The 24699-nt window shown below is 63.9% G+C and carries 29 protein-coding genes; 17 read left to right on the top strand and 12 right to left on the bottom strand.

What is annotated here, in order from left to right:
• Nucleotides 1-22 precede the first annotated feature (22 nt).
• Nucleotides 23-1009: an aldo/keto reductase gene (locus ABE423_RS00465; RefSeq protein ID WP_346484581.1), complete on the bottom strand. Its 987-nt coding sequence runs from the start codon at nucleotides 1007-1009 to the stop codon at nucleotides 23-25.
• 11 nt (nucleotides 1010-1020) lie between these two features.
• Nucleotides 1021-2250, bottom strand: coding sequence for an MFS transporter (locus ABE423_RS00460; protein WP_346484580.1), 1230 nt, complete (start codon nucleotides 2248-2250; stop codon nucleotides 1021-1023).
• Between the two features lie 168 nt (nucleotides 2251-2418).
• Between ABE423_RS00460 and ABE423_RS00455 the strand changes: the two genes are divergently transcribed.
• Nucleotides 2419-3306: a LysR family transcriptional regulator gene (locus ABE423_RS00455; RefSeq protein WP_197615165.1), complete on the top strand. Its 888-nt coding sequence runs from the start codon at nucleotides 2419-2421 to the stop codon at nucleotides 3304-3306.
• A 320-nt stretch (nucleotides 3307-3626) separates the two neighbouring features.
• The gene (locus tag ABE423_RS00450; protein WP_049422290.1) at nucleotides 3627-3860 is read left to right on the top strand and encodes a hypothetical protein; all 234 of its coding nucleotides are present in this window, start codon (nucleotides 3627-3629) and stop codon (nucleotides 3858-3860) included.
• A gap of 24 nt (nucleotides 3861-3884) precedes the next feature.
• On the opposite strand, the gene ABE423_RS00445 is transcribed toward ABE423_RS00450, so the two are convergent.
• From ABE423_RS00445 to ABE423_RS00435, 3 genes are all read right to left on the bottom strand, one after another.
• On the bottom strand, nucleotides 3885-4436 hold the full coding sequence (locus tag ABE423_RS00445; protein WP_346484579.1) for a cysteine hydrolase: 552 nt from the start codon (nucleotides 4434-4436) through the stop codon (nucleotides 3885-3887).
• A gap of 3 nt (nucleotides 4437-4439) precedes the next feature.
• Nucleotides 4440-5078, bottom strand: coding sequence for a DUF6766 family protein (locus ABE423_RS00440; RefSeq protein WP_197615163.1), 639 nt, complete (start codon nucleotides 5076-5078; stop codon nucleotides 4440-4442).
• A 100-nt stretch (nucleotides 5079-5178) separates the two neighbouring features.
• Nucleotides 5179-5367: a hypothetical protein gene (locus ABE423_RS00435; RefSeq protein WP_080355380.1), complete on the bottom strand. Its 189-nt coding sequence runs from the start codon at nucleotides 5365-5367 to the stop codon at nucleotides 5179-5181.
• Between the two features lie 148 nt (nucleotides 5368-5515).
• On the opposite strand from ABE423_RS00435, the gene ABE423_RS00430 reads away from it, so the two are divergent.
• The 7 genes from ABE423_RS00430 (at nucleotide 5516) to ABE423_RS00400 (ending at nucleotide 10845) form a co-directional block, all read left to right on the top strand.
• Nucleotides 5516-6679 carry a zinc-dependent alcohol dehydrogenase gene (locus tag ABE423_RS00430; RefSeq protein WP_346484643.1) on the top strand — a complete coding sequence of 388 codons (1164 nt, stop codon included), beginning with the start codon at nucleotides 5516-5518 and terminating at the stop codon, nucleotides 6677-6679.
• A 10-nt stretch (nucleotides 6680-6689) separates the two neighbouring features.
• A complete protein-coding gene (locus ABE423_RS00425; protein ID WP_346484578.1) occupies nucleotides 6690-7196 on the top strand; it encodes a hypothetical protein in 507 nt (168 codons plus the stop codon).
• Between the two features lie 102 nt (nucleotides 7197-7298).
• Nucleotides 7299-8240, top strand: coding sequence for an acyl-CoA dehydrogenase (locus tag ABE423_RS00420; protein WP_197615162.1), 942 nt, complete (start codon nucleotides 7299-7301; stop codon nucleotides 8238-8240).
• A complete protein-coding gene (locus ABE423_RS00415) occupies nucleotides 8228-8986 on the top strand; it encodes a PIG-L family deacetylase (RefSeq protein ID WP_197615161.1) in 759 nt (252 codons plus the stop codon). Before ABE423_RS00420 ends, ABE423_RS00415 begins: the two co-directional genes overlap by 13 nt.
• The gene (locus ABE423_RS00410; protein WP_346484577.1) at nucleotides 8983-9570 is read left to right on the top strand and encodes an SAM-dependent methyltransferase; all 588 of its coding nucleotides are present in this window, start codon (nucleotides 8983-8985) and stop codon (nucleotides 9568-9570) included. The genes ABE423_RS00415 and ABE423_RS00410 overlap by 4 nt, the downstream gene beginning before the upstream one ends.
• A complete protein-coding gene (locus ABE423_RS00405) occupies nucleotides 9567-10259 on the top strand; it encodes a glycosyltransferase (protein WP_197615159.1) in 693 nt (230 codons plus the stop codon). Before ABE423_RS00410 ends, ABE423_RS00405 begins: the two co-directional genes overlap by 4 nt.
• A 157-nt stretch (nucleotides 10260-10416) precedes the next feature.
• A complete protein-coding gene (locus ABE423_RS00400) occupies nucleotides 10417-10845 on the top strand; it encodes a BLUF domain-containing protein (protein ID WP_125893192.1) in 429 nt (142 codons plus the stop codon).
• Nucleotides 10846-10957: 112 nt separating this feature from the next.
• On the opposite strand, the gene ABE423_RS00395 is transcribed toward ABE423_RS00400, so the two are convergent.
• Nucleotides 10958-11350, bottom strand: coding sequence for a response regulator (locus ABE423_RS00395; RefSeq protein WP_125893275.1), 393 nt, complete (start codon nucleotides 11348-11350; stop codon nucleotides 10958-10960).
• A gap of 205 nt (nucleotides 11351-11555) precedes the next feature.
• On the opposite strand from ABE423_RS00395, the gene ABE423_RS00390 reads away from it, so the two are divergent.
• From ABE423_RS00390 to ABE423_RS00375, 4 genes are all read left to right on the top strand, one after another.
• A complete protein-coding gene (locus ABE423_RS00390; protein ID WP_253143148.1) occupies nucleotides 11556-11894 on the top strand; it encodes a hypothetical protein in 339 nt (112 codons plus the stop codon).
• A 237-nt stretch (nucleotides 11895-12131) separates the two neighbouring features.
• A complete protein-coding gene (locus ABE423_RS00385; RefSeq protein WP_346484642.1) occupies nucleotides 12132-12599 on the top strand; it encodes a BLUF domain-containing protein in 468 nt (155 codons plus the stop codon).
• Nucleotides 12596-13357 (top strand): DUF72 domain-containing protein, encoded by a 762-nt coding sequence (locus tag ABE423_RS00380; RefSeq protein ID WP_317216615.1) that lies wholly within the window; start codon nucleotides 12596-12598, stop codon nucleotides 13355-13357. The genes ABE423_RS00385 and ABE423_RS00380 overlap by 4 nt, the downstream gene beginning before the upstream one ends.
• Complete coding sequence (locus ABE423_RS00375) at nucleotides 13350-14084, top strand: DNA-formamidopyrimidine glycosylase family protein (protein WP_346484576.1); 735 nt, start codon at nucleotides 13350-13352, stop codon at nucleotides 14082-14084. The genes ABE423_RS00380 and ABE423_RS00375 overlap by 8 nt, the downstream gene beginning before the upstream one ends.
• A 39-nt stretch (nucleotides 14085-14123) precedes the next feature.
• Here ABE423_RS00375 and ABE423_RS00370 read toward each other — a convergent pair whose 3' ends face one another.
• The 4 genes from ABE423_RS00370 to ABE423_RS00355 form a co-directional block, all read right to left on the bottom strand.
• Nucleotides 14124-14621 (bottom strand): ferritin-like domain-containing protein, encoded by a 498-nt coding sequence (locus ABE423_RS00370; RefSeq protein ID WP_180837072.1) that lies wholly within the window; start codon nucleotides 14619-14621, stop codon nucleotides 14124-14126.
• Nucleotides 14622-14934: 313 nt separating this feature from the next.
• A complete protein-coding gene (locus ABE423_RS00365) occupies nucleotides 14935-15357 on the bottom strand; it encodes a low affinity iron permease family protein (protein ID WP_071228246.1) in 423 nt (140 codons plus the stop codon).
• Nucleotides 15354-15608, bottom strand: a complete 255-nt coding sequence (locus ABE423_RS00360; protein ID WP_049463392.1) for a hypothetical protein — start codon at nucleotides 15606-15608, stop codon at nucleotides 15354-15356. Before ABE423_RS00360 ends, ABE423_RS00365 begins: the two co-directional genes overlap by 4 nt.
• A 123-nt stretch (nucleotides 15609-15731) precedes the next feature.
• Nucleotides 15732-16013 (bottom strand): hypothetical protein, encoded by a 282-nt coding sequence (locus tag ABE423_RS00355; protein WP_317216755.1) that lies wholly within the window; start codon nucleotides 16011-16013, stop codon nucleotides 15732-15734.
• Between the two features lie 177 nt (nucleotides 16014-16190).
• Between ABE423_RS00355 and ABE423_RS00350 the strand changes: the two genes are divergently transcribed.
• Nucleotides 16191-18839 carry an excinuclease ABC subunit UvrA gene (locus ABE423_RS00350; RefSeq protein ID WP_346484575.1) on the top strand — a complete coding sequence of 883 codons (2649 nt, stop codon included), beginning with the start codon at nucleotides 16191-16193 and terminating at the stop codon, nucleotides 18837-18839.
• 72 nt (nucleotides 18840-18911) lie between these two features.
• Here the strand turns inward: ABE423_RS00350 and ABE423_RS00345 are convergent, their stop codons facing one another.
• Together ABE423_RS00345 and ABE423_RS00340 are read right to left on the bottom strand one after the other, a co-directional pair.
• Nucleotides 18912-20420, bottom strand: a complete 1509-nt coding sequence (locus ABE423_RS00345; protein ID WP_346484574.1) for a S1 family peptidase — start codon at nucleotides 20418-20420, stop codon at nucleotides 18912-18914.
• 826 nt (nucleotides 20421-21246) lie between these two features.
• Nucleotides 21247-22200: an alpha/beta hydrolase gene (locus ABE423_RS00340; protein WP_346484573.1), complete on the bottom strand. Its 954-nt coding sequence runs from the start codon at nucleotides 22198-22200 to the stop codon at nucleotides 21247-21249.
• Between the two features lie 168 nt (nucleotides 22201-22368).
• Between ABE423_RS00340 and ABE423_RS00335 the strand changes: the two genes are divergently transcribed.
• The 3 genes from ABE423_RS00335 to ABE423_RS00325 all read left to right on the top strand — a co-directional run bounded on the left by ABE423_RS00335 (nucleotide 22369) and on the right by ABE423_RS00325 (nucleotide 24669).
• Nucleotides 22369-22938, top strand: a complete 570-nt coding sequence (locus tag ABE423_RS00335) for a TetR family transcriptional regulator (protein WP_346484641.1) — start codon at nucleotides 22369-22371, stop codon at nucleotides 22936-22938.
• Nucleotides 22939-22999: 61 nt separating this feature from the next.
• Nucleotides 23000-23476 (top strand): nuclear transport factor 2 family protein, encoded by a 477-nt coding sequence (locus tag ABE423_RS00330; protein ID WP_346484572.1) that lies wholly within the window; start codon nucleotides 23000-23002, stop codon nucleotides 23474-23476.
• Between the two features lie 272 nt (nucleotides 23477-23748).
• On the top strand, nucleotides 23749-24669 hold the full coding sequence (locus tag ABE423_RS00325) for an MBL fold metallo-hydrolase (RefSeq protein WP_125893217.1): 921 nt from the start codon (nucleotides 23749-23751) through the stop codon (nucleotides 24667-24669).
• Nucleotides 24670-24699 lie beyond the last annotated feature (30 nt).

The following is a 24699-nucleotide window of genomic DNA, read 5'->3' as shown; positions in this document are numbered from 1 at the left end:
GAGTACTCCAGGAGTTGGGGGATTACCAGGCGTAGGCATTGGGCGCCTCGCCACCGGGGCCAGGCCAGATCGCATCCAGTCGAGCCAGTGAGGCATCTGAGAGCTTCAGGGCAGGGGCCTTCAGGTTCTGCAAAAGCTGGTCCACCGTGCGCGGCCCGCTCAGCGCGGTGGTCACCACCGGGTTGTGCAGCAGCCAGGCCAGCGCCACGTCGGCGGGCACCTCGCCCAGCTCATCGCAGAACGTTTCATACGCTTCCAGCTGCGGGCGCAGCTGTTCGATACGCTGCAGGAGCTGCGGGGTAGCGCGTCGGCCATTGGCGACCTTCTTCAGCATGCCTCCCAGCAGGCCCATGCCGATCGGGCTCCAGGGGATCAGGCCCAACCCGTGGTAGCGCAGTGCCGGGATCACTTCCAGCTCCACCGTGCGCTGGGTCAGGTTGTACAGGCTCTGCTCGGCCACCAGGCCGAAGGTGTGCCGCGCGGTGGCCACGCCCTGGGCGGTGGCGATGTCCCAGCCGGCAAAGTTGCTGCTGCCCACGTAGGTGATCTTGCCTTCGCGGATCAGCTGTTCCATGGCCTGCCAGATTTCTTCCCATGGCGTGGCCCGGTCCACATGGTGCATCTGGTACAGATCGATGTGGTCGGTCTGCAGTCGGCGCAGGCTGGCCTCGCAGGCGCGGCGGATGTGGTACGCCGACAGCCGGCGATCATTCGGGCCCAGCCCCATCGGCTGGTACACCTTGGTCGCCAGTACCAGGCCATCACGCTTGCCACTGCGCTTGAGCCAGCGCCCAATGATCTCTTCGGAGAGGCCGAAGCCCTGCGCCATGCCCGGGGACTGCGGTCCGCCGTAGACGTCGGCGCTGTCGAAGAAGTTGATGCCGGCATCCACGGCGGCATCCATGATGGCGAAGCTGGTCGGCTCGTCGGCAAGCTCGCCGAAGTTCATGGTGCCAAGACCCAGCCGGCTGATCTTCAGGCCCGAGCGGCCCAGAGAGGTGTAGTGCATGGGGAACTCCTTCAGGAATGGACAGGCAGGCGATGGTGCTGCACCGAGCGCGCAGCGATGCAAGACGTCACCGCCGAGCCCATCAGCAGGACAGCGCTGAACCAGAACGTGGCGCGGTAGCCCTGGTGGTCCAGCAGCAGGCCGCCCACGGTCGCACCGATGGCGATGGCCATCTGCACCACGGCCACCATCAGGCCGCCACCGGCCTCGCCGTCATCGGGCAAAGTGCGGGCCAGCCACGACCACCAGGCCACGGGCGCCGACGTGCCAAGCAAGCCCCACAGGGCGAACAACACCGCCACCCTCGGCAGCGTGTTGCCGAGCAGGATCATGCACCCAGCCACCACGGCCATCAGTACGGGCAGCAGCACCAGTGTGCGGAAGAGTGCCTTGTGCACGAAGGGCTCGATCAACAACGTGCCGGCCAGGCCCGCAGCACCCATCAACAGCAGCAACAGTGACAACGTCGAAGGCGATACGTGCAGCGTGGCTTCCACGAATGGGCGCAGGTAGGTGAACAGCGAGAACTGGCCCATGAAGAACAGGCTCACGCCCGCCATGCCCCACGCCACCGGCGGGCGCTTCAACAGCGCGAACACATTCCACGAAGCGCGCCCGGCGGTCGCCTTCATCGATGGCAGCGCGGCGATCTTCCACAACAGGGCCACCACAGCCACCGGCACCAGCGAGAAGAACGCGCCGCGCCAACCGATGATGGCGCCGAAGTAGCTGCCCATCGGCGCTGCAATGACCGTGGCAAGCGCGTTGCCGCCGTTGACGATGGCCAGTGCACGGGGCACCTGGTGCGAAGGAACCAGGCGCATGGCGGTGGCCGCCGACATGGCCCAGAAGCCACCGATGGCCACGCCGATCAGCGCACGGCCCAGCATGAACACCGGGAAGCTGGGCGCCAGTGCCGCCAGCGTTCCCGAGAGGATCATTGCGGTAGTGAGGCCCAGCAGCAGCCATTTGCGGTCCAGCTGCCCGGCCAGTGGCGAGACCAGCAGGCTGGTGACCAGTGCAAATGCACCGGACACCGCGATCGCCTGGCCTGCCTGGCCTTCACTGACCTGCAGGTCGGTGGCGATGGGCGTCAGCAGGCTGACCGGCATGAATTCGGAAGCGACCAGCGCGAAGGCGCCGAGTGACAGGGCCAACACCGCGCCCCATTCCCTGGGGGATGCCGAGCGGACAGGCGCGGCCATGCCTGCCCCAGCCGGGGGGAGATTGAGTGAACTCATGAAGGTATCCAGGCCCAGAAGGGCGACAACGGCGGAAGGTTCCGGCGGCCGGACCTCCCGTGGTGGGGGAGGGGGCCAGTCTGGACCACACGCTGGCGTTTGATTAGATAATCAATTTCGAATGGGTCAATTAGTTGCGCTAATCAATCCCTGTGACACACTGCACGCATGGCACGACGCAACTTCAATGACCTGCTGGCTTTCGTGACCGTAGCGCGGGAGGGCAGCTTCACCCGTGCGGCGGGCGTGCTGGGGGTTACCCAGTCCGCACTGAGTCAGGCCATCAAGACCCTGGAAGAGAGTCTCGGTATTCGGCTGCTGACGCGCACGACGCGCAGCGTTTCGCCGACCACGGCAGGCGAGCGCCTGCTGCAGTCGATCGGCAACCACTTCGACGACATCGAAATGGAGCTCGAAGCTCTTACTGCATTGAGGGACACACCGGCCGGGCAGATCAGGATCACCAGTGGCGACCACGTACTGCGCACGGTGCTGCTGCCCAAGCTGATGCCGCTGCTGCACCGCTATCCGGACATCCGCATCGAGTTCGATGTCAGCTATGCACTGCGTGACATCGTTGCCGACCGCTTCGACGCCGGTGTTCGCCTTGGCGAATCCATCGACAAGGACATGGTCGCCCTGCCCATCGGCCCACGCCTGCGCATGGCCACCGCAGGGACGCCGGGCTACTTCGCTGCGCACGGAATGCCGAAGGTGCCGGGCGATCTGACTGGTCACCGGTGCATCAACATCCGTCTTCCCACCAGCGGTGGACTGTATGTGTGGGAGTACGAGAAGAAGGGTCGCGAGATCAATGTGCGCGTGGATGGCCCGCTGGTGTTCAGCACGTCACCGCACATGGTCGATGCCGCGCTTGATGGCCTGGGCCTGGTGCATCTGCCCGTTGATGAGCTGGCACCCCATCTGGAAAGCGGCCGCCTGGTGCGGGTACTGGAGGACTGGTGCCCGCTGTTCCCCGGCTATCATCTGTATTACCCGAGCAGGCGGCAGCCTTCCCCGGCGTTCAGCCTGGTGCTGGAGGCATTGCGGGTCTAGGTCGATGTTGCCTCGATGACCGTCCGGCATCACAGCCGCGATGGGCTCACTGGAACTGGATCGCCGCCCTGCAGCCGGCCCTCGCGTGCGGGTTCTTCGCTACCGATCCGGAAACGTGCCGCATCCCAACCGATGCAGAACGCGGCAAGAGTTTGACCAGGCGGAACGCACGCTTGGACAGCCCACCCGTCTACTGGGCGGGGCACGTTCTACGAGTACCTTGCAATGCGTATTCTGGACCTCCTGGACACGCTGCGTTCACGGCCACCGACACCCGCGCTCACCACACTGCACCTCCCTTACGCACAAAGAGGTGCGACATGGCCACCTGTGATGTCTGCGGCAACAACTACGACAAGAGTTTCACCCTGCAGCAGGGCGGACGCAGCGGAACCTTCGATTCGTTCGAGTGCGCCATCCATGCATTCGCACCGCGCTGTGCACATTGCGACTGCGCAGTTATCGGACATGGCGTTGAAGGAAAGGGCCAGATCTTCTGCTGTGCACATTGCGCCGGTCATGCCGGTGTACAAGGTGTAGCGGACCGGGCCTGAGCTGCCTCGGTTTGACCCTGCCGATTACGCAGAGACCAGCGACGAAAGTCGAGCGACCCGGGCTGCACCCGAGTTCACCAGCACTGCCAGTGCACGCCGTTTCTGGGAGGGCATCGCCGCCACAGCTTCCAATGCCACCACGACCTCGAACTCCCTGGCGTTGGCGTCCAGCGCCGTGGCCAGGACACACGAGTCGGCCGTCATGCCAGTGAGGCAAAGACGGCGTACTCCCAGCTTGGCCAGCAGAATCGGCAAGGGACTGGCGAGGAACGCCGAGTGCTTGGGCTTGAGCACGAAATAGTGGCCGGGCAGGGGGGAGAGGGTTGTGGCAATTCGGGCAGCCGTCCCCCCGTCCCGCTGGCACTGCTCCACTTGCTGGCGGAAGTCCCGCTTCCAATCTGAGAAGTTGTCATTGGCATAGATGACTGGCCACCCTTGGTCATCGAAGTGGTCTCTCAGGCGGCGGATCTGCCGGGCCGCCTTCTCTGCCGCTGGCGCCAGCGCATCTGCACCTGGGAAGTCGAAACGACTGAACATGTCGATGATCAGCAGGGCGGTAGAAGGGCGGCGTGCCATGCCTCAATCTCCTGTCTGGGCATGGGGCGCTTCGACCGGCTTGGACTGTGGCGAATCCTTCTGGCGCAGGAAGATGGTCAGCACAACCAGAGACAGCACGGCCAGAAACTCACTTTGCCAGTTCTGCATGGATTCGAACCAGAACGTGCTGCTGGCCAGGTGCTCGAGAAAGCCCGGCACTGGCAGGCCCTGCAGCTGCTGCTCGGCTTGTTCGGCTCGCCAGCTTCCCAATGCGTGCAGCGTAAAGCTGGTCAGGAACAACAGGCCGAAGGCGATCGCAAGCGAGTGCCCGTAGATGACTTTCCATGCGCCACCACGCCTGAAGGGCCAAGGCGTCGGCCCCGGCTCGATGCGATTCTGTTCCTGCGCAGGGTCCAAGGGCCGCGATTCGGCCGAACCGCGCTGGCGCAGGCTGACCGTCAGAAGCACGTACATCCCCATCTGCAGGAATTCGCTCTCCCAGTTCTCAAATGTGGCGCTGACGAAATGCCCGGTTGCCAGGTAGTGCCAGAGATCGATCGGCGTGCGTCCGTGCTGCACCAGCTCCTGGTTGTGCACGTGATGTCCCGCAATTGCCTGCCCACCAATGAATACGACGGTGAGCACAAGCAGCACCAGCGAGAGACCGTTGCGCTTCCACATGCAACACCTCGTTCAGGCTGTTCCAGAGACCATGCATGAAGCTTGCTCGGTCGCAGCGCCATGACTTGTGATTGCTGCGCATCCAGAATGTGATGTGGTCTCAACGTTTCCCTGTGGGATCGGGATCAGGACGCTCGTAGTCCTCGGGTACAGCCTTGGGCCCATCGCCATCGTCGGGCATGTCGTGCTCCTTCCATCTGGCTCGATCATTGCGCCGCTTGTCCGGCGTATGTGCCTTCGACTGATCATCCACGTCCGTGGTCGGATTGAAGGGGAGTTTGTCGGTCATGGGTTGCTCCTACAGCAGGAGGTTGAAGCGTGCAATCAATCCGGTTAACGCGGTGACGTCGCGAAATGAACACCATGCACACCGGGATGTCACCGCAGGGGGAGGGGGGTGTTGCGATGCTGGAACCCCCTCTTGCTGGAGAAGCGCGATGCAGGCATTGACCTACCACGGCCGCAAGGATGTACGTGTCGAGACCGTGCCGGACCCGGTACTGGCGGCTGACGACGATCTGATCCTGCGTGTTACCGCTACCGCCATCTGCGGCTCGGACCTGCATCTGTATAGGGGCAAGATTCCCGATCTGCACGACGGCGATGTGCTGGGCCACGAATTCATGGGCGTCGTGGAAGAGGTCGGCAGCGGCGTCACCCAGGTCAACCCGGGGGATCGGGTGGTGATTCCCTTCGTGATCGCCTGTGGTGAGTGCTTCCACTGTCGGCTGGCCGAGTATGCCGCCTGCGAAACCACCAATACCGGCAAGGGCGCCGCGCTGAATCAGAAGGGCCTTCTGCCGCCGGCCGCGCTGTTCGGATACAGCCATCTGTATGGCGGGGTTGCCGGTGGCCAAGCGGAGTTCGTGCGCGTGCCCAAGGCGAATATGGGCCCGCTACGTATTCCGGAAGGCGTAGCCGACGAGCAGGTCCTGTTCCTGTCTGACATCCTCCCCACCGGCTACCAGGCCGCGCTGAACGCAGGGGTGAAGCCGGGCTCAACGGTGGCCATCTTCGGTGCGGGCCCGGTAGGGCTGATGAGCGCGGCCTGCTGCCGGCTGCTGGGGGCGGAGACCATCTTCATGGTCGACCATCTTCGTTACCGCCTGGACTACGCGCGCCGTGCTTACGGTGTTACGCCCATTGACTTCAAGGCGACCGAAGACCCGGCGGACTACATCCTTACCCAGACCAGCGGGCGGGGCGTGGACGCTTGCATTGAGGCGGTAGGCTTCGAGGCCGAGGGCAGTGCGCTGGAGTCAGCATTGACCGCCGTGAAACTGGAAGGCAGCAGCGGCGTGGCGATCCGGCAGTGCATCGCGGCAGCACGCCGCGGCGGGGTGGTCAGCATCCCGGGCGTCTACGCCGGCTTCATCCATGGCTTCCTGCTGGGTGACGCGTTCGACAAGGGGCTGACGTTCAAGATGGGGCAGACCCACGTGCAGGGACTGATGCCGGAACTGCTCGACGCAATCATGGAAGGAAAGCTGGACCCGGGTGACATCATCTCGCACCGGATGCGCCTGGCCGATGCAGCGCAAGGCTATGCAATGTTTGATGCGAAGGACGACGACTGCCGCAAGATCGTATTGACACCTTGAGCATGCCGCCATGAGCGCGATCATCATGACGTGCGTCTATGCGCTCTGGTTGGCCGCCGGTTGGCTCGACTTCCATTTCCACCGGCGTACCGACCTGCCGCACACCTCTGCGTTGCGGGAAAGCGCATTGCACGGGCTGCAGCTACTGCTGATTGGTAGTGGCGTGCTGGCATGGCTCCTGCTGGAGAATACTCGGTCACTCGTCGCGCTCCTGGCGCTTCTGGTGATCGCACACGCGATCACCGGCTATTTCGACACCGTCAGCGCGGACGGTCGCCGGCGTATCAGTCCAGCGGAGCAGCACGTGCACAGCGTGCTCGATGCCGCGCCGTGGGTCCTGCTGGGCTGGGTCGGCTGGCACGCGCAGCCGCGGTGGTCGCTGAGCGTGGATCCTGCGGCGCTTGAGGCCTGGTGGCTCGTTCTTTTGCCGTCGCTGGTGCTGGTGGTGCTGCCATGGCTGTGGGAATTGCAGCAGTGCCTGCGCGTGAGGCAGCAACGGCGTGGGACAGGTGCGTGAGGATCACTGCGCAGGGCATTCATGTGCCCGCCACACCTCCAAGACAGTGATGTGACCGCCTGCCGCCTACGTTCATGACATATCTTCATTGCAGAAGCCCTCATGCAGGATGTGACGCCGCCATCATCATTGATCAACCGCGCCCGCCAGGTACTCGTCCAGCAGCCTGAACTGCCATTACCGGGATGCGGGCAGACACTGGATCGTTGGAGGGCGCTTGCGGCGTTGGGGGGCGAAGATCTCTGCCTGGCCAAGGTGCTGGAGGCACACTACGACGCGCAGGCGATCATGGCCGAGTTGAAGGCACCGTCGGCTACTGAAGGCCAACTGTGGGCGGTGTGGGCCGCAGAGGGCCCGGCGAGCACACTCCGCATCGACGCCGAGGGCAGGCTGCGCGGGGACAAGCCCTGGTGTTCGGGCAGCGCCTGGGTGGATGCCGCATTGGTCACGGTTCGCAGCGCTCAGGGGGTGTGGCTATGCCAGGTCGCGGCGGAGCACTGGACGACGCTGTCGGGTGAGCCTTGGCCCGCCGTCGGCATGGCCGGGATTCCGTCCACCACCGTGCGCTTTGATGCCGCGCCGATGGTGATACTGGGCGCGCGCGATGACTATCTGCAGCGACCGGGCTTCTGGCATGGAGGCGCGGGTATTGCGGCGGTCTGGTTTGGCGCAGCGGTCGCGCTGGCCGAGCGCATGCGATCCGCCTGCACCGAGGGAAATCGCGCACGTCTACTGGGCGAAGTGGACCTCGCGCTGGCGCCGGCCGCGGCGCTGCTTCGCGAACTGGCGGCACGCATCGATGCCGAGCCCGAATCGGCGCATCGCGAGGACGTGGTGCGGGTACGTTGCGTGATCGAGCGTGCGGCCACGCGCGTGCTGGATCTGGCGGGTCGGGCTCTGGGCCCGGCCCCCATGTGCCTGGAAGACGCCCATGCCCACCGCTGCGCGGACCTGGCCGTGTTCCTTCGCCAGAACCACGCCGACCGCGATTGGGAGTGGTTGGGTGTGCAGCGGGCGGCCCAGGAGGCGACATGGGCGCTGTAGCCAATGCACCGCTGCAAGGCGAAGGAACCCAGGAGCAGGCATGGCTGCGCTGCCATTGGCTCTGGCAGCAGCCGATCACACCGGCAAGCGGGCTGTGCACCGGGCATGACCGCCTGGTGGTGGTCGCGCCGCACCCGGATGACGAAATCCTCGGCTGTGGCGGACTGCTCCATCACGCAGTGGGGCAGGGCATGGAGGTGAGCGTCGTTGCCGTGACGGACGGCGAAGCATGCTATCCGGGCGAGCCGTGGTGGACGCCAGGGCGCTTGCGGTCGGCACGGCGGGCGGAGCTTGCCGCGGCCCTTGGCGAACTCGGCATCCCGGCCGGTTCCATATTTCACCTGGGTATCGCCGACGGCGCGGTCAGCACGCACGAACAGGGCCTGGAAGGCTGGCTGCAACAGCATCTGCAGCCGCGTGACCTGGTCCTGGCGCCATGGCGGTTTGATGGCCACCCCGACCATGAAGCGGCAGGGCGTGCTGCCTGCCGCGCCGCCCGGGCGGTGGGGTGCCGCCGTCTGGAGTACCCGGTCTGGGGATGGCACTGGTTGGATCCGGCCTGTGCACATATGGCGTGGGAGGTGCCCAGACTGGTCGACATTTCAGCAGTGGCGGCCGCGAAACGAAACGCGATCGCGCATTTCCGGACGCAGACGGGCGACGTGCCGGGCTTGAACAGCCCTCCGGTGCTGCCCGCGCATGTACTGACCCGATTCTTCCGAAACTACGAGGTATTCCTGGCATGAGCGCGCAACCGTACTTCGATGACCTGCATGAGCAGGAGGACCCGTTCGGCTACCGAAGCCGATGGTATGAAGAACGCAAGCGTGCACTGCTACTGGCAAGCCTGAGCCAGCGTCATTTCACTCGCGGGTGGGAGCTGGGTTGTTCCAATGGCGTACTGACCGAGGCCCTGGCCGCCCGTTGCGAGCGACTTCTGGCAACCGACATCAGCCCGCGTGCTGCGTTCCAGGCCCGCCGCAACCTGGCCCACCTGCCGCACGTGCAGGTCCACTGCGCCAGCCATCCCGAGCAATGGCCGCCGGGCCGCTTCGATCTGATCGTCTGCGGCGAAATGGGCTACTACCTGGGAGCCGGCGCGCTGCGCGAGCTGCGCGCCGGTATCGGGGAAGCGCTTCGCGATGACGGGCTGCTGGTGGCCTGCCATTGGCTGCCCTCGTTCCCGGGGCGCGCGAGCCGCACCGAGGTCGTGCATCGATGCTTGGGTGAAGGCCTGCAGGAGGCCTTCCACTATCGCGAGGCGGACTTCGTACTGCAGGGCTGGGCGCGCGGCGCGATGTCGTTGGCCCGACTGGAGGGCCTGCGGTGATAGGCGTGCTGGTTCCAGCCCACAACGAGGCCGCCAGCATGGAGCGGTGCCTGCAGTCGATCAGGAGGGCGGCCCTGAATCCCGGGCTGGGTGGCGAAGCGGTGGAGGTGATTGTTGCGCTGGACGATTGTTCGGACGCCACGGAATCCATCTGCGCCCAGCAACGGGTTGATACGCTGCGGTTGGATGCACGCTGCGTGGGCATCGCCCGGGCCGCCGCCGCCGCCGAGCTGCTGGGTCGGGGTGCAAGATGGCTGGCGAGCACGGACGCGGACAGCGAGGTACCTCCTGAGTGGCTGATCGCACAGCTTGAGGCACGCCCGGACGTCTTCTGCGGGCTGGTGGACATCGCAACGAACTGCAGCGCCGAGGAGCGCCTGCGCAAGGCGTTCCGGAGGCGGCAGCAATGGGGGGACGATCATGGGCGTATCCACGGTGCGAACCTGGGTGTTTCCGCCCAGGCCTATCGTGCGGCAGGCGGCTTTTCGCCGCTGCACTGCGGGGAGGACGTCCAGCTGGTGAGGACATTGCAGCGCCTCGGCGCTGATGTGCGGTGGGCGGGTGCGCCGCTCGTCATGACCAGTGCCCGCCTGGCAGGACGCGCGACAGGGGGATTTTCAGCCTATCTGGCGGAGATGGGAGCGGCGGGCGCCGCTTCGGCGGCGGGCCAGCCAATCCTGTTGACTTGAAAATCAGGCATTTCGGCGCGCCATGGCGGAATGCAACGGAAATGCTGTTAAAAACCCCGGTTCGCCGGGCAATATGTGACCAATTCACGTTTGGCGTTTACGGTCTCTCAACGACACCGGCCTTAGATTGAGCGACCGGGAGAGCAGGAGCGCCACCATGCCGAACAGAGCGATTGTCTATGTCAGCGAAGCCGTCGCTGGATTCACGTCCGCGCGCTTGGAAGCACTGATGGAAGATGCGGCCCGCTTCAACCGATCAGCGGGTGTGACCGGCGTCCTTCTATTCGACGGCCGGCACTTCCTGCAATACATGGAGGGCCCCGCCGATGGGCTGGATGTGGCCTTCTCCCGCGTCAGCGGCGCCGGCAGTCACACCGACCTGATGGAGCTTGCTCGCGGGCGTGTCGGGCAACGGCGGTTGCCGTTCTGGCCAATGCGCTGCCTGTCAGTCAGTGCGGGTGAGCTGCGGATGGTCGCCCTTGCTGACTGGACCAGTTTCATCCAACGGGCGGCGACGAACCAGGCGGGAGCTACCGCGATGGAAAAGCTCCTCTCGATCGTCGAACCCTATGCTAAAGCGGCCTGACTGGTCGATGCGCTGCTGTAGGCCGACCCTCCCGAATTTCGCAGGGCGGCGCAGGACAAGTGAAATGGGTTTTCCCTTGCTGACACCCCACTGAGTTGACTGCGACGCAGGATCAGTGCGTGGTCAAGGTCGTGCAGGCATCGCCCATCACGCGTTGGACGGCCTGCTGCAACTGGGCGATGTGGAAAGGTTTGCCCACGAAGGCCGCGCTTCGGTGGCGCTGTGGTACCAGTTGGTCATAGACCGCAGACACAAACAGGAACGGGATGCCAAGCTCGGTCAAGCGATCGGCGACCGGAAAGACCACGCCGTCACGAAGCTCCACATCCAGCACGGCGCCATCGAACGTCTGCTTCTCCAACAGCCCCATCGCATCAAACACGCTGTACGCATGGGTTACCTGGCCCCCTCCGTCTTCGAGCGCCTGCTCCATCAGTGCGGCCAGATCGAACTGATCTTCCACCAGCAGCAGGTTGCACCTGCGCTGGCTCATATCGGGTTGCATGCGCGCATGCCTGTATTGCCTCGGGAACTGCAGTGTGTGCTGTGCTGCATCAACGCTGCGCGTGTGGAATGTCAGCCCGGGGCGAAGCTGGGGCAGGTGTTGCCAATACTGTCGAAGTGGCGTGGAAAGAGCCCGATGTTTGTTGACGGCATTTTGGCAGCGGCCGTGGATTACTGCCGCCATCTTCGACACTGGAGCTCTCGCCATGCATCGACCTGTAACCGATCCTGCTTCGCCCCGCGTGCTGCGTGTCGAGAGCACGTCCCTGGACTGCGGTGGCACCGCCGTTGTTATGGAGCTTGATCGCACACCTGAGCGGGCGTGGATGAAGTCGCTGAAGCGAGCCCTTCAGGCCGACACCGCCCTGGAGGGGGCGCAGGCCAAGTTTGATGGCCGTTTTGTGTATTTCGTGGGCATGGAGGAGAGTGGGCATCGCGTCCAGCATCACGTGATGCAGGCGCTGATTTCGGCGGAACCGGGCCGGGACCCGGCCAGGCTCAAGGGTTTCCCGGGCGCGGCACTCTCCAGCTCGATGACCGTCTGAGTGCGACCTGGGCCGATACGGCATTCCGCCTTGATTGCCACCGTCAGCCCATGCCGGCCGCCCTCGCGGCTGAAGCCCGCCATGCGCTGGCACGCGTGCGCACATCCGAAGCGCACGTTGCATGTAGACGCGATGCGCAGCGGCCACGCCACAACTCAACGCAACCTCCACACCGGTATCACTGCGCGTACGAGGCGCGTCGCTAAGGTAGAGCTGTCTGCAACAACCGGTGGTGTCATGCCTCTTCGCGCAATTGCCTACGTAAGTGAAGCGTCCAACAGCCTGACTGCGGAACGGCTGCAGCAGCTTGTGATGCACGCGGTGCTGTTCAATGAATCCGCCGATGTCACCGGGACGCTGTTGTTTGATGGCACCCGTTTCCTGCAGTACCTCGAAGGCCCCGAGGCGGGGGTCAACGGCGCTTACAAGCGGATCCTGGCATCTACCAGCCACAGCGGCATGGTCGAACTCAACCGGGGGAGGGTGGGCCGGCGGCAGTTCCCGCACTGGCGGATGTGCTGCGTACGGGTGGATGAGCTGGCCCTGGGAAAGATCGCCATCTCCGACTGGACAGGCTTCGTGCGCAGCGCATCGGCGCTGGCATCAAGTAGCAGCGCGCTCGATCGCCTCCTGTCGGTGACGCAGTCAAATGTGGAAGGCGTTGCCAGCAGCGCTCTGGAACCTGTCGGCTGGGTGGCGCGATGAACACAGCTCCGTCGCCGCCCGGTCCGCTACGCATCGGTTGCGCTGGCTGGTCGCTGTCCCGGTCGGCGCAGGGAGCCTTTGGGCAGGGCAATAGCGTTCTTCAGCGCTACGCCACCCGCCTGCCCATGGTCGAGATCAACTCCTCGTTCTACCGTCCGCACCTGCCCAGCACCTATGCACGGTGGGCTGCGAGCGTGCCGGACTATTTCCGCTTCGCAGTGAAGATGCCGCGCTCGATCAGCCATGAACACCGGCTTCGCGATGCAATGCCACCGCTGCAGCGGTTCCTCGATGGCGTGCTGGCACTGGGTGACAGGTTGGGTCCGCTGCTGCTCCAGTTGCCACCCAGTCTGGCATACGAACCGGCGACGGCGGAGGGATTTCTGCATGGTCTGCGCGCACGTACCCAGGTCGATGTGGCCTGCGAGCCGCGCCATCCCAGTTGGTTCACTATGGAAGCGGACGCCCTGCTGAGCGACCATGGTGTTGCCCGGGTTGCAGCGGACCCGGCACGGGCACCCTCAGCTGCGATTCCCGGCGGGGACCGCACGTGGAGCTATTGGCGCTGGCACGGCCAGCCGCAGATCTATCGAAGCGCCTACAGCGAACAGACCTTGGCGGGCCTGGCGCGGGAGCTAGAGCTCGAATCGGATACGCAACGATCAGTCTGGTTCGTACTGGACAATACCGCGCTGGGCCACGCCACCAGCAACGCCCTGCGCCTGCAGGCCCTGCTGCAGGAGGGAGAGCATGCCTGAGGGACCATCCATCGTCCTGCTGTGCGAGGCTGCGAGGCATTTCAAAGGGCACCTCGTCCACACCGTTTCAGGGAACAGCCGGATCGATCTGTCGCCACTTCAAAGGCGCAGGGTGAAAGCGATTCGCAGCTGGGGCAAGCACTTTCTGTTGGAATTCAGCCATCAGACCCTGCGCATCCATCTGATGATGTTCGGCAGCTGGCGCATCGACGAACGGAAGCCAACCCCGGCGCGAGTGTCCCTGGGGTTCGACAATGGCGAGCTGAACTTCTATGCCTGTTCCGTAAAGCTCATTGGCGAGCCATTGGACGACGTCTACGACTGGCGCGCGGATGTGATGAACGATGCTTGGGATCCGAAGCTGGCCCGGCGCAAGCTGAAGGCAATGCCAGGCGTCCTGGTCTGTGACGCGCTTCTGGACCAGACAATCTTCGCCGGCGTCGGTAACATCATCAAGAACGAGGTGCTGTTCCGCATAGGCGTGCACCCGACCACTCGCCTGGGTAACCTGCCGCCGCGCAAGCTCACCGCCTTGATCACGCAGGCACGCACCTACAGCTTCGATTTCCTGGAGTGGAAGCGCCGCTTCGAGCTGAAGAAGCACTGGCAGGTACACACGCGCAGGATCTGCCCGGTCTGCGGTGGCCCGATCAGCAAGCTGTACATGGGTACCACCCGGCGGCGCACATTCTTCTGCCCGAACGACCAGGTGCTGTACGAACCCTGAGGCCGCCTTCCATGGCGGCCGGGCTGCATTCGACGCGGCTCAGGTAGCCTGCGCGGCCTTGGCATTGCCGCCGCCCTTGGCCAGCAGGGTCAGCTTTTCATCGGTCGCCTTCTCTTCCTCCAGCGTCTCCAGCAGCAAGGGAAGGGCATCCTTGTAGCCCAGCTGTTTGGCCAGCGCGGCGATGGTGCCGTAGGACGCAATTTCGTAATGCTCGACCTTCTGTGCGCCACCGATCAGGGCGGCATCGCGCACAGGGCCCTTGTCGATGCTGTCGATCACTTCCTTACCTTCCTCTACCAGACCTTCCATTGCCGCGCACTTGATGCGCTTCAGGCGGATCCCAAGCACCTCCACTACCTGGTCGATGCGCTCGATCTGGCCCTGGGTTTCTTCCAGATGCGTTTCGAACGCCGCCGCCAGATCCGGATTCTCGGCCGCACGGGCCAGGCGCGGGAGGGCCTTGGTCAGCTGCTTCTCGGCGCTGTAGATGTCCGAGAGTTCGTGGATGAACAGGTCTTCCGCCGTCTTGATAGCCATAGTGGGCTCCGCGTTGAGTGGAGCGCTCAGCGTAGGCGTCGCCCGGTTGCGCCAAAGCAGGGGCCAGGTGAAGGCTGCATGGGAACGTCAGCAGAAAGCCTGCGCGCCGTCTTCACGAAGCGGCGCCTGTCACTGTGTGTGGCTGCATTTCAATGCCGGCAGGCCTTCGGCATGGCTTCAGGATGGCATCGCAGCTTGGGACTGCTTGCGTCCCCGGTCGATGGCCTCCGTCGGAACAGCCCTGCAAGGCCCTGCCAGGCAGTGCCTTGCACCAGGACATCCACACGCGGGTCTGCCGTCGTCGCGGCGCCTTTCAGGCCTCGGCGGCCGCGTCCACCTCGCAGGGCATGCAACGCTCTTTCTTGAACTTGATGTCTGCCGCGGTCTTCGCCAGCGCCTCGTAACGCTGGCGAATCTCTTCAAGGTGAGCGGGCTCCATCGATTCCAGGTTCAACAGCTCCTGGTTGGCATCCTTGCTGACCCGGATCAGCTCATCCAGCTTGATGTGCAGCGCGGCCGTATCGGCGTTCTGCGTATGCTGGATCAGGAACACCATCAGGAAGGTCACGATGGTCGTTCCCGTATTCACCACCAGCTGCCACGTATCATTGAAGTGGAAGGCCGGCCCGCTGGCGGCCCAGGTGATGATCACCCCCAGCGCGGCGACGAATGCGCCCAGGCTGCCGGACAATCGTGCCGTTGCGGCCGCCACACGGGCAAAACCGCGCCGGATCACGCGTCACCTCCCGCGGCCTCCTTATCCGTGCGGCGGTCTGGCAGCGTGACCCGCTCCCCAAGGCGCTTGGCCTGCTCTTCCGGGGTTGGTGCAGCAACAAAGGGAGAGATCGGGTCACTGGCGGGGAAGGTTTCCTGCAGCGCTTCGTCATGGTTGCGGCGGTTGTGCAGCTTCGCCTGCAGTGGACTGACAGGATCGGGATTCTGCGCTTCCGGGTCCGGGTGGGGAAGGTCTTTCTGATCACGTTGCATGGTGAATCTCCAGGTTGATCACCACCAGTCAGGTGGCGGGTCCAGCATAGGAGTGCGCTGTGAGCGGCCCCATCAAGAGTGGGGCAACGTGATGTCAATCCTTCAGGCAATACGCGTTAACAATCAGCAGGGCGGGAGAGCGTTGCACCGGCCGCGACGGCGCCAGGCCATCACCTGGCCCACCACGGCCGTCAACAGCAGCATCGCATTGGTGACCACGAAGACGGTGCTGCCCAGCATCGCGCTGTACACCGTAAACAGCGCGGACGCGGTCATCTGGCCCACGAACAGCCACTTCGATACCGCTTCGGGGTTTGGCGACTGCCACTGCTTCACCATCTGCCGGATCAACGTCGCCATCAGGACCGCCGTGGCGATCCAGCCAAGTACATCGGGATGCATGATCGCCTCCTATCGTGCAGATGACTCACGCTAGCCCTTGGCCGCGCAACGGCGTAGCAAGGGGAGGTGAAAGTGGCATTCCACCTCCTGCGCCCTCACACCATTCACTCCGCAGCAGCGAGAATGGCCTACCGGGCGCGCCCATTGCGCGGCCCGCCCGCCGAATGCAGGAACGCTGAAATGTCCAACATCCCCTTTGGTGAATCGTCATGCGCTGCCGCCGCCAGCGGTTGCGTCAAGGTGCGTGGTGCCCGCGAGCACAACCTCAAGAATGTCGACGTTTCCATTCCGCGTAACGCACTGGTGGTTTTCTCCGGCGTATCAGGTTCCGGCAAGTCATCGTTGGCCTTCGGTACCGTGTTCGCCGAAGCGCAGCGGCGCTACTTCGAATCCGTCGCGCCCTATGCAAGGCGCCTGATCGACCAGGCGGGCGTGCCCGATGTGGATGCCATCGACGGGCTGCCGCCGGCAGTGGCCCTGCAGCAGCAGCGCGGCGCCAGCAATGCGCGTTCATCGGTGGGCAGCGTGACCACGCTATCCAGCCTGGTGCGCATGATGTACTCGCGTGCCGGTGCGTACCCGGCCAACCAGCCCATGCTGTACGCCGAGGACTTTTCGCCCAATACGCCACAGGGCGCCTGCAGCACCTGCCATGGCCTGGGGCATGTCTACGAAGTAACCGAAGCGCTGATGGTTCCGGACCCGTCGCTGAGCATCCGTGAGCGCGCCATCGCTTCCTGGCCGCCGGCATGGCATGGCCAGAACCTGCGCGACATCCTGGTCACGCTCGGCTACGACATCGACATACCGTGGAAGAAGCTGCCGAAGAAGGACCGGGACTGGATCCTGTTCACCGAGCAGGCCCCCACCGTGCCGGTCTATGCCGGGTTCACGCCCGCCGAGACCCGCGCCGCACTGAAGCGCAAGCAGGAGCCCAGCTACATGGGCACCTATACCGGCGCGCGCCGCTACGTGCTGCACACCTTTGCCAATACCCAGAGCGCGCTGATGCGCAAGCGCGTTTCGCGCTACATGGAAGGCAAGCTGTGCCCGGCCTGCCACGGGAAACGCCTGAGGCCGGAAGCGCTCTCGGTCACCTTTGCTGGCGTGGATATCGGCGAGTTCATGCGGCTGCCACTGAATCAGCTGGCGGCGCTGCTGGAGCCCATCGCACAAGGTGATTTCGGCGCGCACACCAAGGGCACTCGCACCAGCAGGAGCGCGACACCCCGCGATCGCGCCCGGAGGGCCGCGAGTGGCCAAGCGACCCATGAGGGCGCCCCCGACGTGCGGCTGACCTCCGCCCTGTCCGAAGAGAAGCGCCTGGCGGCACAACGATTGGCAGGTGGCGTCATGGCGCGTGTACGCCAACTGCGTGACCTGGGCCTGGGGTATCTCTCGCTGGATCGCGCCACGCCAACCCTGTCCGCCGGCGAACTGCAGCGCCTGCGGCTGGCCACCCAGCTCAGCTCGCTGCTGTTCGGTGTGTTGTACGTGCTCGACGAGCCCTCGGCCGGCCTGCACCCGGCCGACAGCCAGGCGCTGTACGACGCGCTTGAGCGCTTGCGCGACGGCGGCAACTCGGTGTTCGTTGTTGAACATGACCTGGAGCTGATGCGCCGCGCGCAGTGGCTGGTGGATGTTGGGCCAGAGGCGGGCGAGCACGGTGGCCAGGTCCTCTACAGTGGCGAGCCCGACGGCCTCCGCCACATCCGGGATTCGCGCACGGCGCAGTATCTGTTCGACCAGGCGCCCGCACCCGCGAGCCGGCAGCGCAACGCGAACAGCTGGCTGGAGCTGAAGGGCATCCACCGCCATAACCTGCAGGGCGTGGACGCACAGGTGCCGCTGGGGCTGCTGACGGCCGTGACCGGCATTTCCGGCTCAGGCAAGTCCAGCCTGATGGCGCAGGCGCTGCCCGAGCTGTTGCTGCTGCACCTTGGGCATGAGCCTGCGGACGACAGCGCCGACAGCACTCCCACCGACGGGCCGACCGTGATCGAAACGACGCGGGGCACATTGGCAGGCGACATAGACGCCATCCAGCGGGTGGTGCAGGTCGACCAGAAGCCCATCGGCCGCACGCCACGCTCCAACCTGGCCACCTATACCGGGCTGTTCGATCACGTGCGCAAGCTGTTCGCCGCGACACCCGCCGCGCGCCGCCGCCGTTTCGATGCGGGCCGCTTCTCGTTCAACGTGGCCAAGGGCCGGTGCGAGACCTGCGAGGGCGAGGGTTTCGTCAGCGTCGAACTACTGTTCATGCCCAGCGTCTATGCGCCTTGCCCCACCTGCCATGGCGCCCGTTACAACGACGCCACGCTGAAGGTGCAGTGGAATGACCGCAACATCGCCGAGGTCCTGCAGATGACGGTCGACCAGGCGCATGCGTTCTTCAGCGAGGAAGAGGCCATTGCCCGCCCGCTGCAGTTGCTGCAGGAAATCGGCCTGGGCTACCTGCGGCTGGGCCAGCCAGCCACGGAGCTTTCAGGCGGTGAGGCGCAACGCATCAAGCTGGCCACCGAGCTGCAGCGCAGCCAACGCGGGCGCACGCTGTACGTGCTGGACGAACCCACCACCGGCCTGCATGCATCGGATGCGGACAGGCTGCTGGTGCAACTGCAGCGGCTGGTGGACGCGGGCAATACCGTGGTGATGATCGAGCACGATATGCGGGCGGTTGCACAGGCGGACTGGGTGATTGACGTAGGCCCCGGAGCTGGCGGGGCAGGGGGCACCATCGTCGCGAAAGGAACGCCGCAACAGGTGGCTCGCGCCAAAGGCAGCAGGACGGCGCCGTTCCTTGCCAGGGAGCTGGCGCTTATGTAGAGCCGAGCCATGCTCGGCTGACGAAGAATCCACGCACGTGGTTCCAGCACTGCACTCATCAACAGATGCGGGCTATGGACAATCAGGGCATCCACTGCAGTGCAGGTTGTACTCAACGGGCTCGGCGGTGATTCCAGACGCATCCTTCAAGGTAATCCGCTCCCTCCAGGTCAACGGGGGAGGGGGAATGACGGGAGGCGGGTAGAGCACGATGGGGTAGAAGCAGGCCCATGTGTAGTTGAGCGGGGAGGGCATCTTGTCCGGCAACGTTTCCGTGGCGGGTTCGCAGGGCCCGCTCGGGCACACGGGGCGCTCCAGCGTCAACTCTATCGGGAACTTCGGAACTCCCTTGTACGCAACCGGAACGGAAAATGGCCTGAAATAATTTTCAGTGCGATCTGCGATGCCGGTAACTTCAAAGGCCTCCGTCAATACGGAAACACCAAGTGCTGAAACCCGCTCGATGGGCATGTAGAACAGGTCGTTCTCAAATCCCGTGTCTTCACCGCCCCGGCCGTGAATGACGCCGAGGGCCGCATTGTTCGAAAAGACCGGCCCACCGCTGTCACCTTCGACGCTGAGAGGACCTGGAGAAAGGTTGCGTGCACGAATGTACCTGCCTATGCCCCCATTATGATTGGACCTTGAATTCATATCCTCAATGGTCCCGCAAGCGTAATGGCCGTGAATTCCACTCTTGCAGATCACATCCCCCACATGCGTCGAACTGGAGGGGAGTGTGCTGGTTATTTCGAGCGTCTGCGACGGACCGTTGATCAGGGAGATTTCATTTGTCTGCGCGTGGCGCGGGCCCCTGGGCGGCTCTTTATGCCACTGGACATCGTAGTCGCCTACGTTCTGCTCGCTCTGGAAAACGAGAGGCGCGGCAATGCCCTGATAGGTCAGCGTATTGTCACAGTGACCGGCCGTGAGGACGCCAAGCTCACGATCTGCGTCGAAGACGTTGAAGCCAGTAGTGCAACTGAAGGCAGTACCGGTCAACTTATGGCCGCCGGAGATTGCGGTAGTGACAGTAAAGCCTTTCACTTGCTTGATCGCCATGAAATCGATAGCGCCCAGCAATGGTCGGAGTGCGCGTCTAGCGGCCGCTTCGTCCTTCACGTAAAAGGTCACAATGGACCGCTTGATATCGACGCCCGACTCGAACCCAACCTTCTTTGCGAGAAGCTGGGCCTCTGCCTCGGCTTGGGTCGCCAAGAGCATCTCGAGCGATTGAGCGGAAGTGCGGCCGGTAAATACAGGATCCTGCGTGTACTTTGCCAAGGTCTCTTTCGGCCTATTCGTGAACAGCACTACGATCTTGAATTCTGGCTCATGCTCAACGTACAAGCCACCAAACGTATCCGGCTCAGATGCCTGAATCCTGGCTTCCAGACCTGCCGCAGAGATCGATTTCATCGACCTGTATTTTGCTTCGGCCTCAGATACATTGAACGTTCGCGAGTAGGTGTGTGCCGTGGGGTTGCCAGTTATCGGCTGGCCGTGCAGGGAGAATGCGAACGCACCGAGGGCGGACAATGTCAGGGCACGCATGGATAGCTTCGTGCGCAGACTAATCATGGCTGCTCCTTTGCCTGACGCATCAAATGAATCGTCATGAGTGGGCCCGTACAGGCAGCCGGAATAGACGCAGCAAGACTCGAACGGAGCAGTTCACTTCCATGCCCCCCTCCGAATGATGCGGCGGTTCCGAATTCCATTATTTTCCCCGATCGGATGCTCTGCACGCCTACGGGAACGCCGCCCTTCATGGCCAGCGAGTAATCGTGAGGCCATGCTGCAAGATATGCCGTGCCACCTGGGTCCACGAAGTAGACACAGCCATTGATTGGCCTCAGTAACCCCCTGAGCAGTCCAGTTGCAAGGACCGCACTTTGCGCAGGCGAGAGCGTGACAAGTACCAGTGATCGGGCCTCCCTGGCGCTCGCCGACGGGGTCGCGGATGCGCCGCAGGTGGTCATCAGAAAAAGTAGAGCCGCAAGCGTTGCTGAAGAGCTGCCAGAGACCATGCACATCCCCACCTCCATGTCACAACCGATTGATGGTCCGCCTGGAAATCAATCGCATTATCAGCAATTAGGTTGCAGCGGACTTGAAGGTATTGACTTTCCCCGCCGTTAACTGTGACCACTTTCACGAACGCGTATTTTCAGCTTACCCGCTCCCTCCCTGTAAAGCAGAGTTATTGTGTGAAGGAGGGGGAGGATTATTGTCGGGGGCCGAGGTTCTGGCATGGCCATTTCCACGCCCTTGCAGCCGGGCCCGGATGAAATTCTGCACCGCCCGAATCCACGCGGCGACGGCTCTGACCGGGAACGGACACGCGGCAGGGCAGAAACACGCTTATGTGGGACGGGCTCCGGCGCATTGCCGGAGCCCCTGTTGCTTACTTTTCCTGCAGGAAGCTCAGCAGATCCTGGTTGACCTTGTCCTTATGGGTGTCGGTCAGGCCGTGCGGCGCGCCCGGGTAAACAATCAGCCGGGCGCCCTTGATCAGCTTTGCCGACTGGCGGCCGGAGATGTCGATCGGCACGATCTGGTCGTCATCGCCGTGAACGACCAGCGTCGGCACATCAAACTTCTTCAGGTCCGCGCGGAAATCGGTGGCCGAGAACGCGGCGATCGAATCGTAGGTGTTCTTGTGGCCGCCCTGCATGCCCTGCGCCCACCACGCATCGATCAGCCCCTGCGACACCTTCGCACCCGGGCGGTTGAAGCCATAGAACGGGCCCGACGGAATGCCCTTGTACAACTGGGCGCGGTTCTCCATCTGTGCCTTGCGGATGCCATCGAACACTTCGATCGGCAGGCCGTTCGGGTTGTCGGCGGTCTTCAGCATGAACGGCGGCACCGAGCTGATCAGCACCGCCTTTTTCACCCGGCCGGTGCCATGGCGGCCGATGTAGCGCGCCACTTCGCCGCCGCCGGTAGAGAAGCCCACCAAGGTCACGTCATGCAGGCCGAGCGTGTTGATCACCGTGGCCAGGTCATCGGCGTAGTGATCCATGTCGTTGCCGTCCCACGGCTGGCTGGAACGGCCGTGGCCACGACGGTCATGGGCGATGACGCGGTAGCCGTGGTTGGCCAGGAAGATCATCTGCGATTCCCAGCTGTCCGAGTTCAACGGCCAGCCGTGGCTGAAGGTAACAACCGGGCCGTCCTTCGGGCCCCAGTCCTTGTAGTAGAGCTGCACGCCATCGGCAGTGGTGATGTAGCTGGCGGTGCGCGCGATGCTGGTGACTGCCACCGGCTTGGCCGATTCGGCGGCCTGCGCGGACAGGCCGGCCTGGCCCGAGAGGGCGAGGGCGGCAATGGCCAGGGTGCGGGCGAAGGTGTTCATGCGGGAATTCTCATGGGTGGGTGGTGAGGCGTACTTTGCGCCAGCAATCAGGCGCCTGGGTGATGAACTGTCCGGATTTCTTGATAGATCGTCTTGCACGGTTGTGCACACACGAACCGCCAACCATTGCCCGTTGACAAGGTAGAACGCTCGTTCTACCTTGCAGCCATGCACAAGACCGGCACCGACACCGCGCAGAAGATCCTGGCCACGGCCGAGGCGCTGATCTACCAGAACGGGATCCACGCCACCGGCATGGACCTGCTGGTAAAGACCTCCGGCGTTGCCCGGAAGAGCATCTACCGCCACTTCGAAAACAAGGACCAGGTTGCTGCTGCGGCATTGAATGCGCGTGACGTGCGCTGGCTCACCTGGTTCCAGCAGGAGTGCAACAAGGCCGACACCCCGGAAGCACGCATCCTGAGCATGTTCACCGTGCTCAAGGGCTGGTTCCAGTCCGACGGCTATCGCGGCTGTGCCTTCATCAACACCGCAGGCGAGGTCGGCGACCCCGACGATCCGATTCGCCACATCGCCAAACATCACAAGCAGAAGTTGCTGGATTACACGCTGGAACTCACCACGCAACTGCATATCCAGCAGCCGGAAGCACTGGCGCGGCAGCTGCTGGTTCTCATGGAAGGCGCCATCACCGTCTCGCGCGTGATGGGCGACTACACCGCCGCAGACACTGCAAGGGATGTTGCAGAAGTTCTGTTGGAGCAGGCCAGGCGCTGACGCCTGAGTCATCAAAATCCGTCGAAGCACCCCGTTCATCCATTTGATTGGAGGCCCCACCGTGTCCACTGAAGCACCCCGCCCGCCACTTCCGCCGTTCACCCGTGAATCGGCCATCGAGAAAGTTCGCCTTGCCGAAGATGGCTGGAACACCCGCGATGCCGACAAGGTTTCGCTGGCCTATTCGCTGGACACCCAGTGGCGCAACCGTGCCGAGTTCACCCATGGCCGCGAGGAAGCCCGGCAGTTCCTGGCCCGGAAGTGGAACAAAGAACTTGAGTACCGGCTGATCAAGGAGCTATGGGCCTTCACCGACAATCGTATTGCCGTGCGCTACGCCTATGAGTGGCATGACGACTCCGGCAACTGGTTCCGCTCCTATGGAAACGAGAACTGGGAATTCGGTGCGGATGGCCTGATGCAGCGCCGCTTTTCGTGCATCAACGACATGCCGATCAAGGAAAGCGACCGCAAGTTCCACTGGCCGCTGGGGCGCCGCCCCGATGATCATCCGGGGCTGTCTGATCTGGGTATGTGATTCGCATTGCTTCCCGGAATGCAACATCACGTCCCCCTCCACGGGCCTACCGCAGCAACGGTGTGCTGCCTAGCCTGATCGCACACGGCACAAGCCGTGTTCCGGGCCCACCGCTTGCGCAGTGGCCCGTCTTCCCATGAACCCTGCAGCGTTGGCCTGCCAGGCATCCGTGCCCTGGCAACGCCACGCCCTGCGCCGTGGGAAAGCGCCCGGAATCGTTCGCGCCAGCCTTGCATCGCTGCCCGCCCAATGCCCCTACGTGGAGATCCCTCATGTTCAGTCTGGAAAACACCGCCGCGCCCATTGCCCCCGCCCTCGATGAACTGGTGCCCTCGCGCTACGCCCTCAAGGTGGGCGACGTCGAAGTGCTGGTGATCAGCGATGGCGTCCTGCCGTTGCCCACCCAGATGCTCGGCCACAACGTACCAGCCGCCGACCGTGCCGAATGGTTCGAAGAGATGTACCTGCCGCAGGATGCCTTCGACTGGGCATTGAACGTGATGGTGGTGCACAGCGGTGATCGCACCATCCTCATCGATGCCGGCCTGGGCATGGACCCGGACCTGCAGCTGCCGCGCGCCGGCCAGTTGATCCGCCGCCTCGGTGCCGCCGGCATCAACCTGGGCGAAATCACCGATGTGGTGATCACCCACATGCACATGGACCACGTCGGCGGGCTGCTGGTTGAAGGCGTGAAGAAACAGCTGCGCCCGGACCTGAAGATCCACGTGGCCGCGGCAGAGGTGGAGTTCTGGAAGTCGCCGGACTTCAGCCGCACCAACATGCCGCAGGGGTTCCCCGATGCGCTGCGCGCCACGGCCAAGCACTTCTGGGCCGAGTACAGCAGCTACGTGCACACCTTCCAGGATGAACAGCAGATCGCACCGGGCGTGACGGCCCGCCGAACCGGAGGGCATACCCCAGGCCACTGCGTGGTGCGCGTGGCGTCTGCCGGGCAGGCCCTGACCTTTGCCGGTGACGCGGTGTTCGCGGTCGGCTTCGACCAGCCGAACTGGCACAACGGCTTCGAGCATGACCCGGAGGAATCCGCGCGCGTCCGCATCGCCCTGCTGAAGGAACTGGCAGGCACCGGTGAAATGCTGGTGGCCACGCATCTTCCGTTCCCGTCAGTGGGCCGGGTGTCGCTGGAGGGCGAGACCTTCCGCTGGGTGCCGGTGTTCTGGGACTTCTGATCGGATCCTGCCGCCGCTGCGCAGGCAGAC

It is taken from the genome of Stenotrophomonas sp. TWI1409 (genome assembly GCF_039673015.1).
Classification (GTDB): domain Bacteria; phylum Pseudomonadota; class Gammaproteobacteria; order Xanthomonadales; family Xanthomonadaceae; genus Stenotrophomonas; species Stenotrophomonas maltophilia_A.
Note: the sequence above shows the minus strand (reverse complement) of the source record. Positions and strands in the feature narration are given on the sequence as shown.

Coding starts and splice junctions, on each gene's coding strand:
- ABE423_RS00465 (WP_346484581.1), bottom strand. CDS start 1,009: ATGCACTACACCTCTCTGGGCCGCTCGGGCCTGAAGATCAGCCGGCTG.
- ABE423_RS00460 (WP_346484580.1), bottom strand. CDS start 2,250: ATGAGTTCACTCAATCTCCCCCCGGCTGGGGCAGGCATGGCCGCGCCT.
- ABE423_RS00455 (WP_197615165.1), top strand. CDS start 2,419: ATGGCACGACGCAACTTCAATGACCTGCTGGCTTTCGTGACCGTAGCG.
- ABE423_RS00450 (WP_049422290.1), top strand. CDS start 3,627: ATGGCCACCTGTGATGTCTGCGGCAACAACTACGACAAGAGTTTCACC.
- ABE423_RS00445 (WP_346484579.1), bottom strand. CDS start 4,436: ATGGCACGCCGCCCTTCTACCGCCCTGCTGATCATCGACATGTTCAGT.
- ABE423_RS00440 (WP_197615163.1), bottom strand. CDS start 5,078: ATGTGGAAGCGCAACGGTCTCTCGCTGGTGCTGCTTGTGCTCACCGTC.
- ABE423_RS00435 (WP_080355380.1), bottom strand. CDS start 5,367: ATGACCGACAAACTCCCCTTCAATCCGACCACGGACGTGGATGATCAG.
- ABE423_RS00430 (WP_346484643.1), top strand. CDS start 5,516: ATGCAGGCATTGACCTACCACGGCCGCAAGGATGTACGTGTCGAGACC.
- ABE423_RS00425 (WP_346484578.1), top strand. CDS start 6,690: ATGAGCGCGATCATCATGACGTGCGTCTATGCGCTCTGGTTGGCCGCC.
- ABE423_RS00420 (WP_197615162.1), top strand. CDS start 7,299: ATGCAGGATGTGACGCCGCCATCATCATTGATCAACCGCGCCCGCCAG.
- ABE423_RS00415 (WP_197615161.1), top strand. CDS start 8,228: ATGGGCGCTGTAGCCAATGCACCGCTGCAAGGCGAAGGAACCCAGGAG.
- ABE423_RS00410 (WP_346484577.1), top strand. CDS start 8,983: ATGAGCGCGCAACCGTACTTCGATGACCTGCATGAGCAGGAGGACCCG.
- ABE423_RS00400 (WP_125893192.1), top strand. CDS start 10,417: ATGCCGAACAGAGCGATTGTCTATGTCAGCGAAGCCGTCGCTGGATTC.
- ABE423_RS00395 (WP_125893275.1), bottom strand. CDS start 11,350: ATGCAACCCGATATGAGCCAGCGCAGGTGCAACCTGCTGCTGGTGGAA.
- ABE423_RS00390 (WP_253143148.1), top strand. CDS start 11,556: ATGCATCGACCTGTAACCGATCCTGCTTCGCCCCGCGTGCTGCGTGTC.
- ABE423_RS00385 (WP_346484642.1), top strand. CDS start 12,132: ATGCCTCTTCGCGCAATTGCCTACGTAAGTGAAGCGTCCAACAGCCTG.
- ABE423_RS00380 (WP_317216615.1), top strand. CDS start 12,596: ATGAACACAGCTCCGTCGCCGCCCGGTCCGCTACGCATCGGTTGCGCT.
- ABE423_RS00375 (WP_346484576.1), top strand. CDS start 13,350: ATGCCTGAGGGACCATCCATCGTCCTGCTGTGCGAGGCTGCGAGGCAT.
- ABE423_RS00370 (WP_180837072.1), bottom strand. CDS start 14,621: ATGGCTATCAAGACGGCGGAAGACCTGTTCATCCACGAACTCTCGGAC.
- ABE423_RS00360 (WP_049463392.1), bottom strand. CDS start 15,608: ATGCAACGTGATCAGAAAGACCTTCCCCACCCGGACCCGGAAGCGCAG.
- ABE423_RS00350 (WP_346484575.1), top strand. CDS start 16,191: ATGTCCAACATCCCCTTTGGTGAATCGTCATGCGCTGCCGCCGCCAGC.
- ABE423_RS00345 (WP_346484574.1), bottom strand. CDS start 20,420: ATGATTAGTCTGCGCACGAAGCTATCCATGCGTGCCCTGACATTGTCC.
- ABE423_RS00340 (WP_346484573.1), bottom strand. CDS start 22,200: ATGAACACCTTCGCCCGCACCCTGGCCATTGCCGCCCTCGCCCTCTCG.
- ABE423_RS00335 (WP_346484641.1), top strand. CDS start 22,369: ATGCACAAGACCGGCACCGACACCGCGCAGAAGATCCTGGCCACGGCC.
- ABE423_RS00325 (WP_125893217.1), top strand. CDS start 23,749: ATGTTCAGTCTGGAAAACACCGCCGCGCCCATTGCCCCCGCCCTCGAT.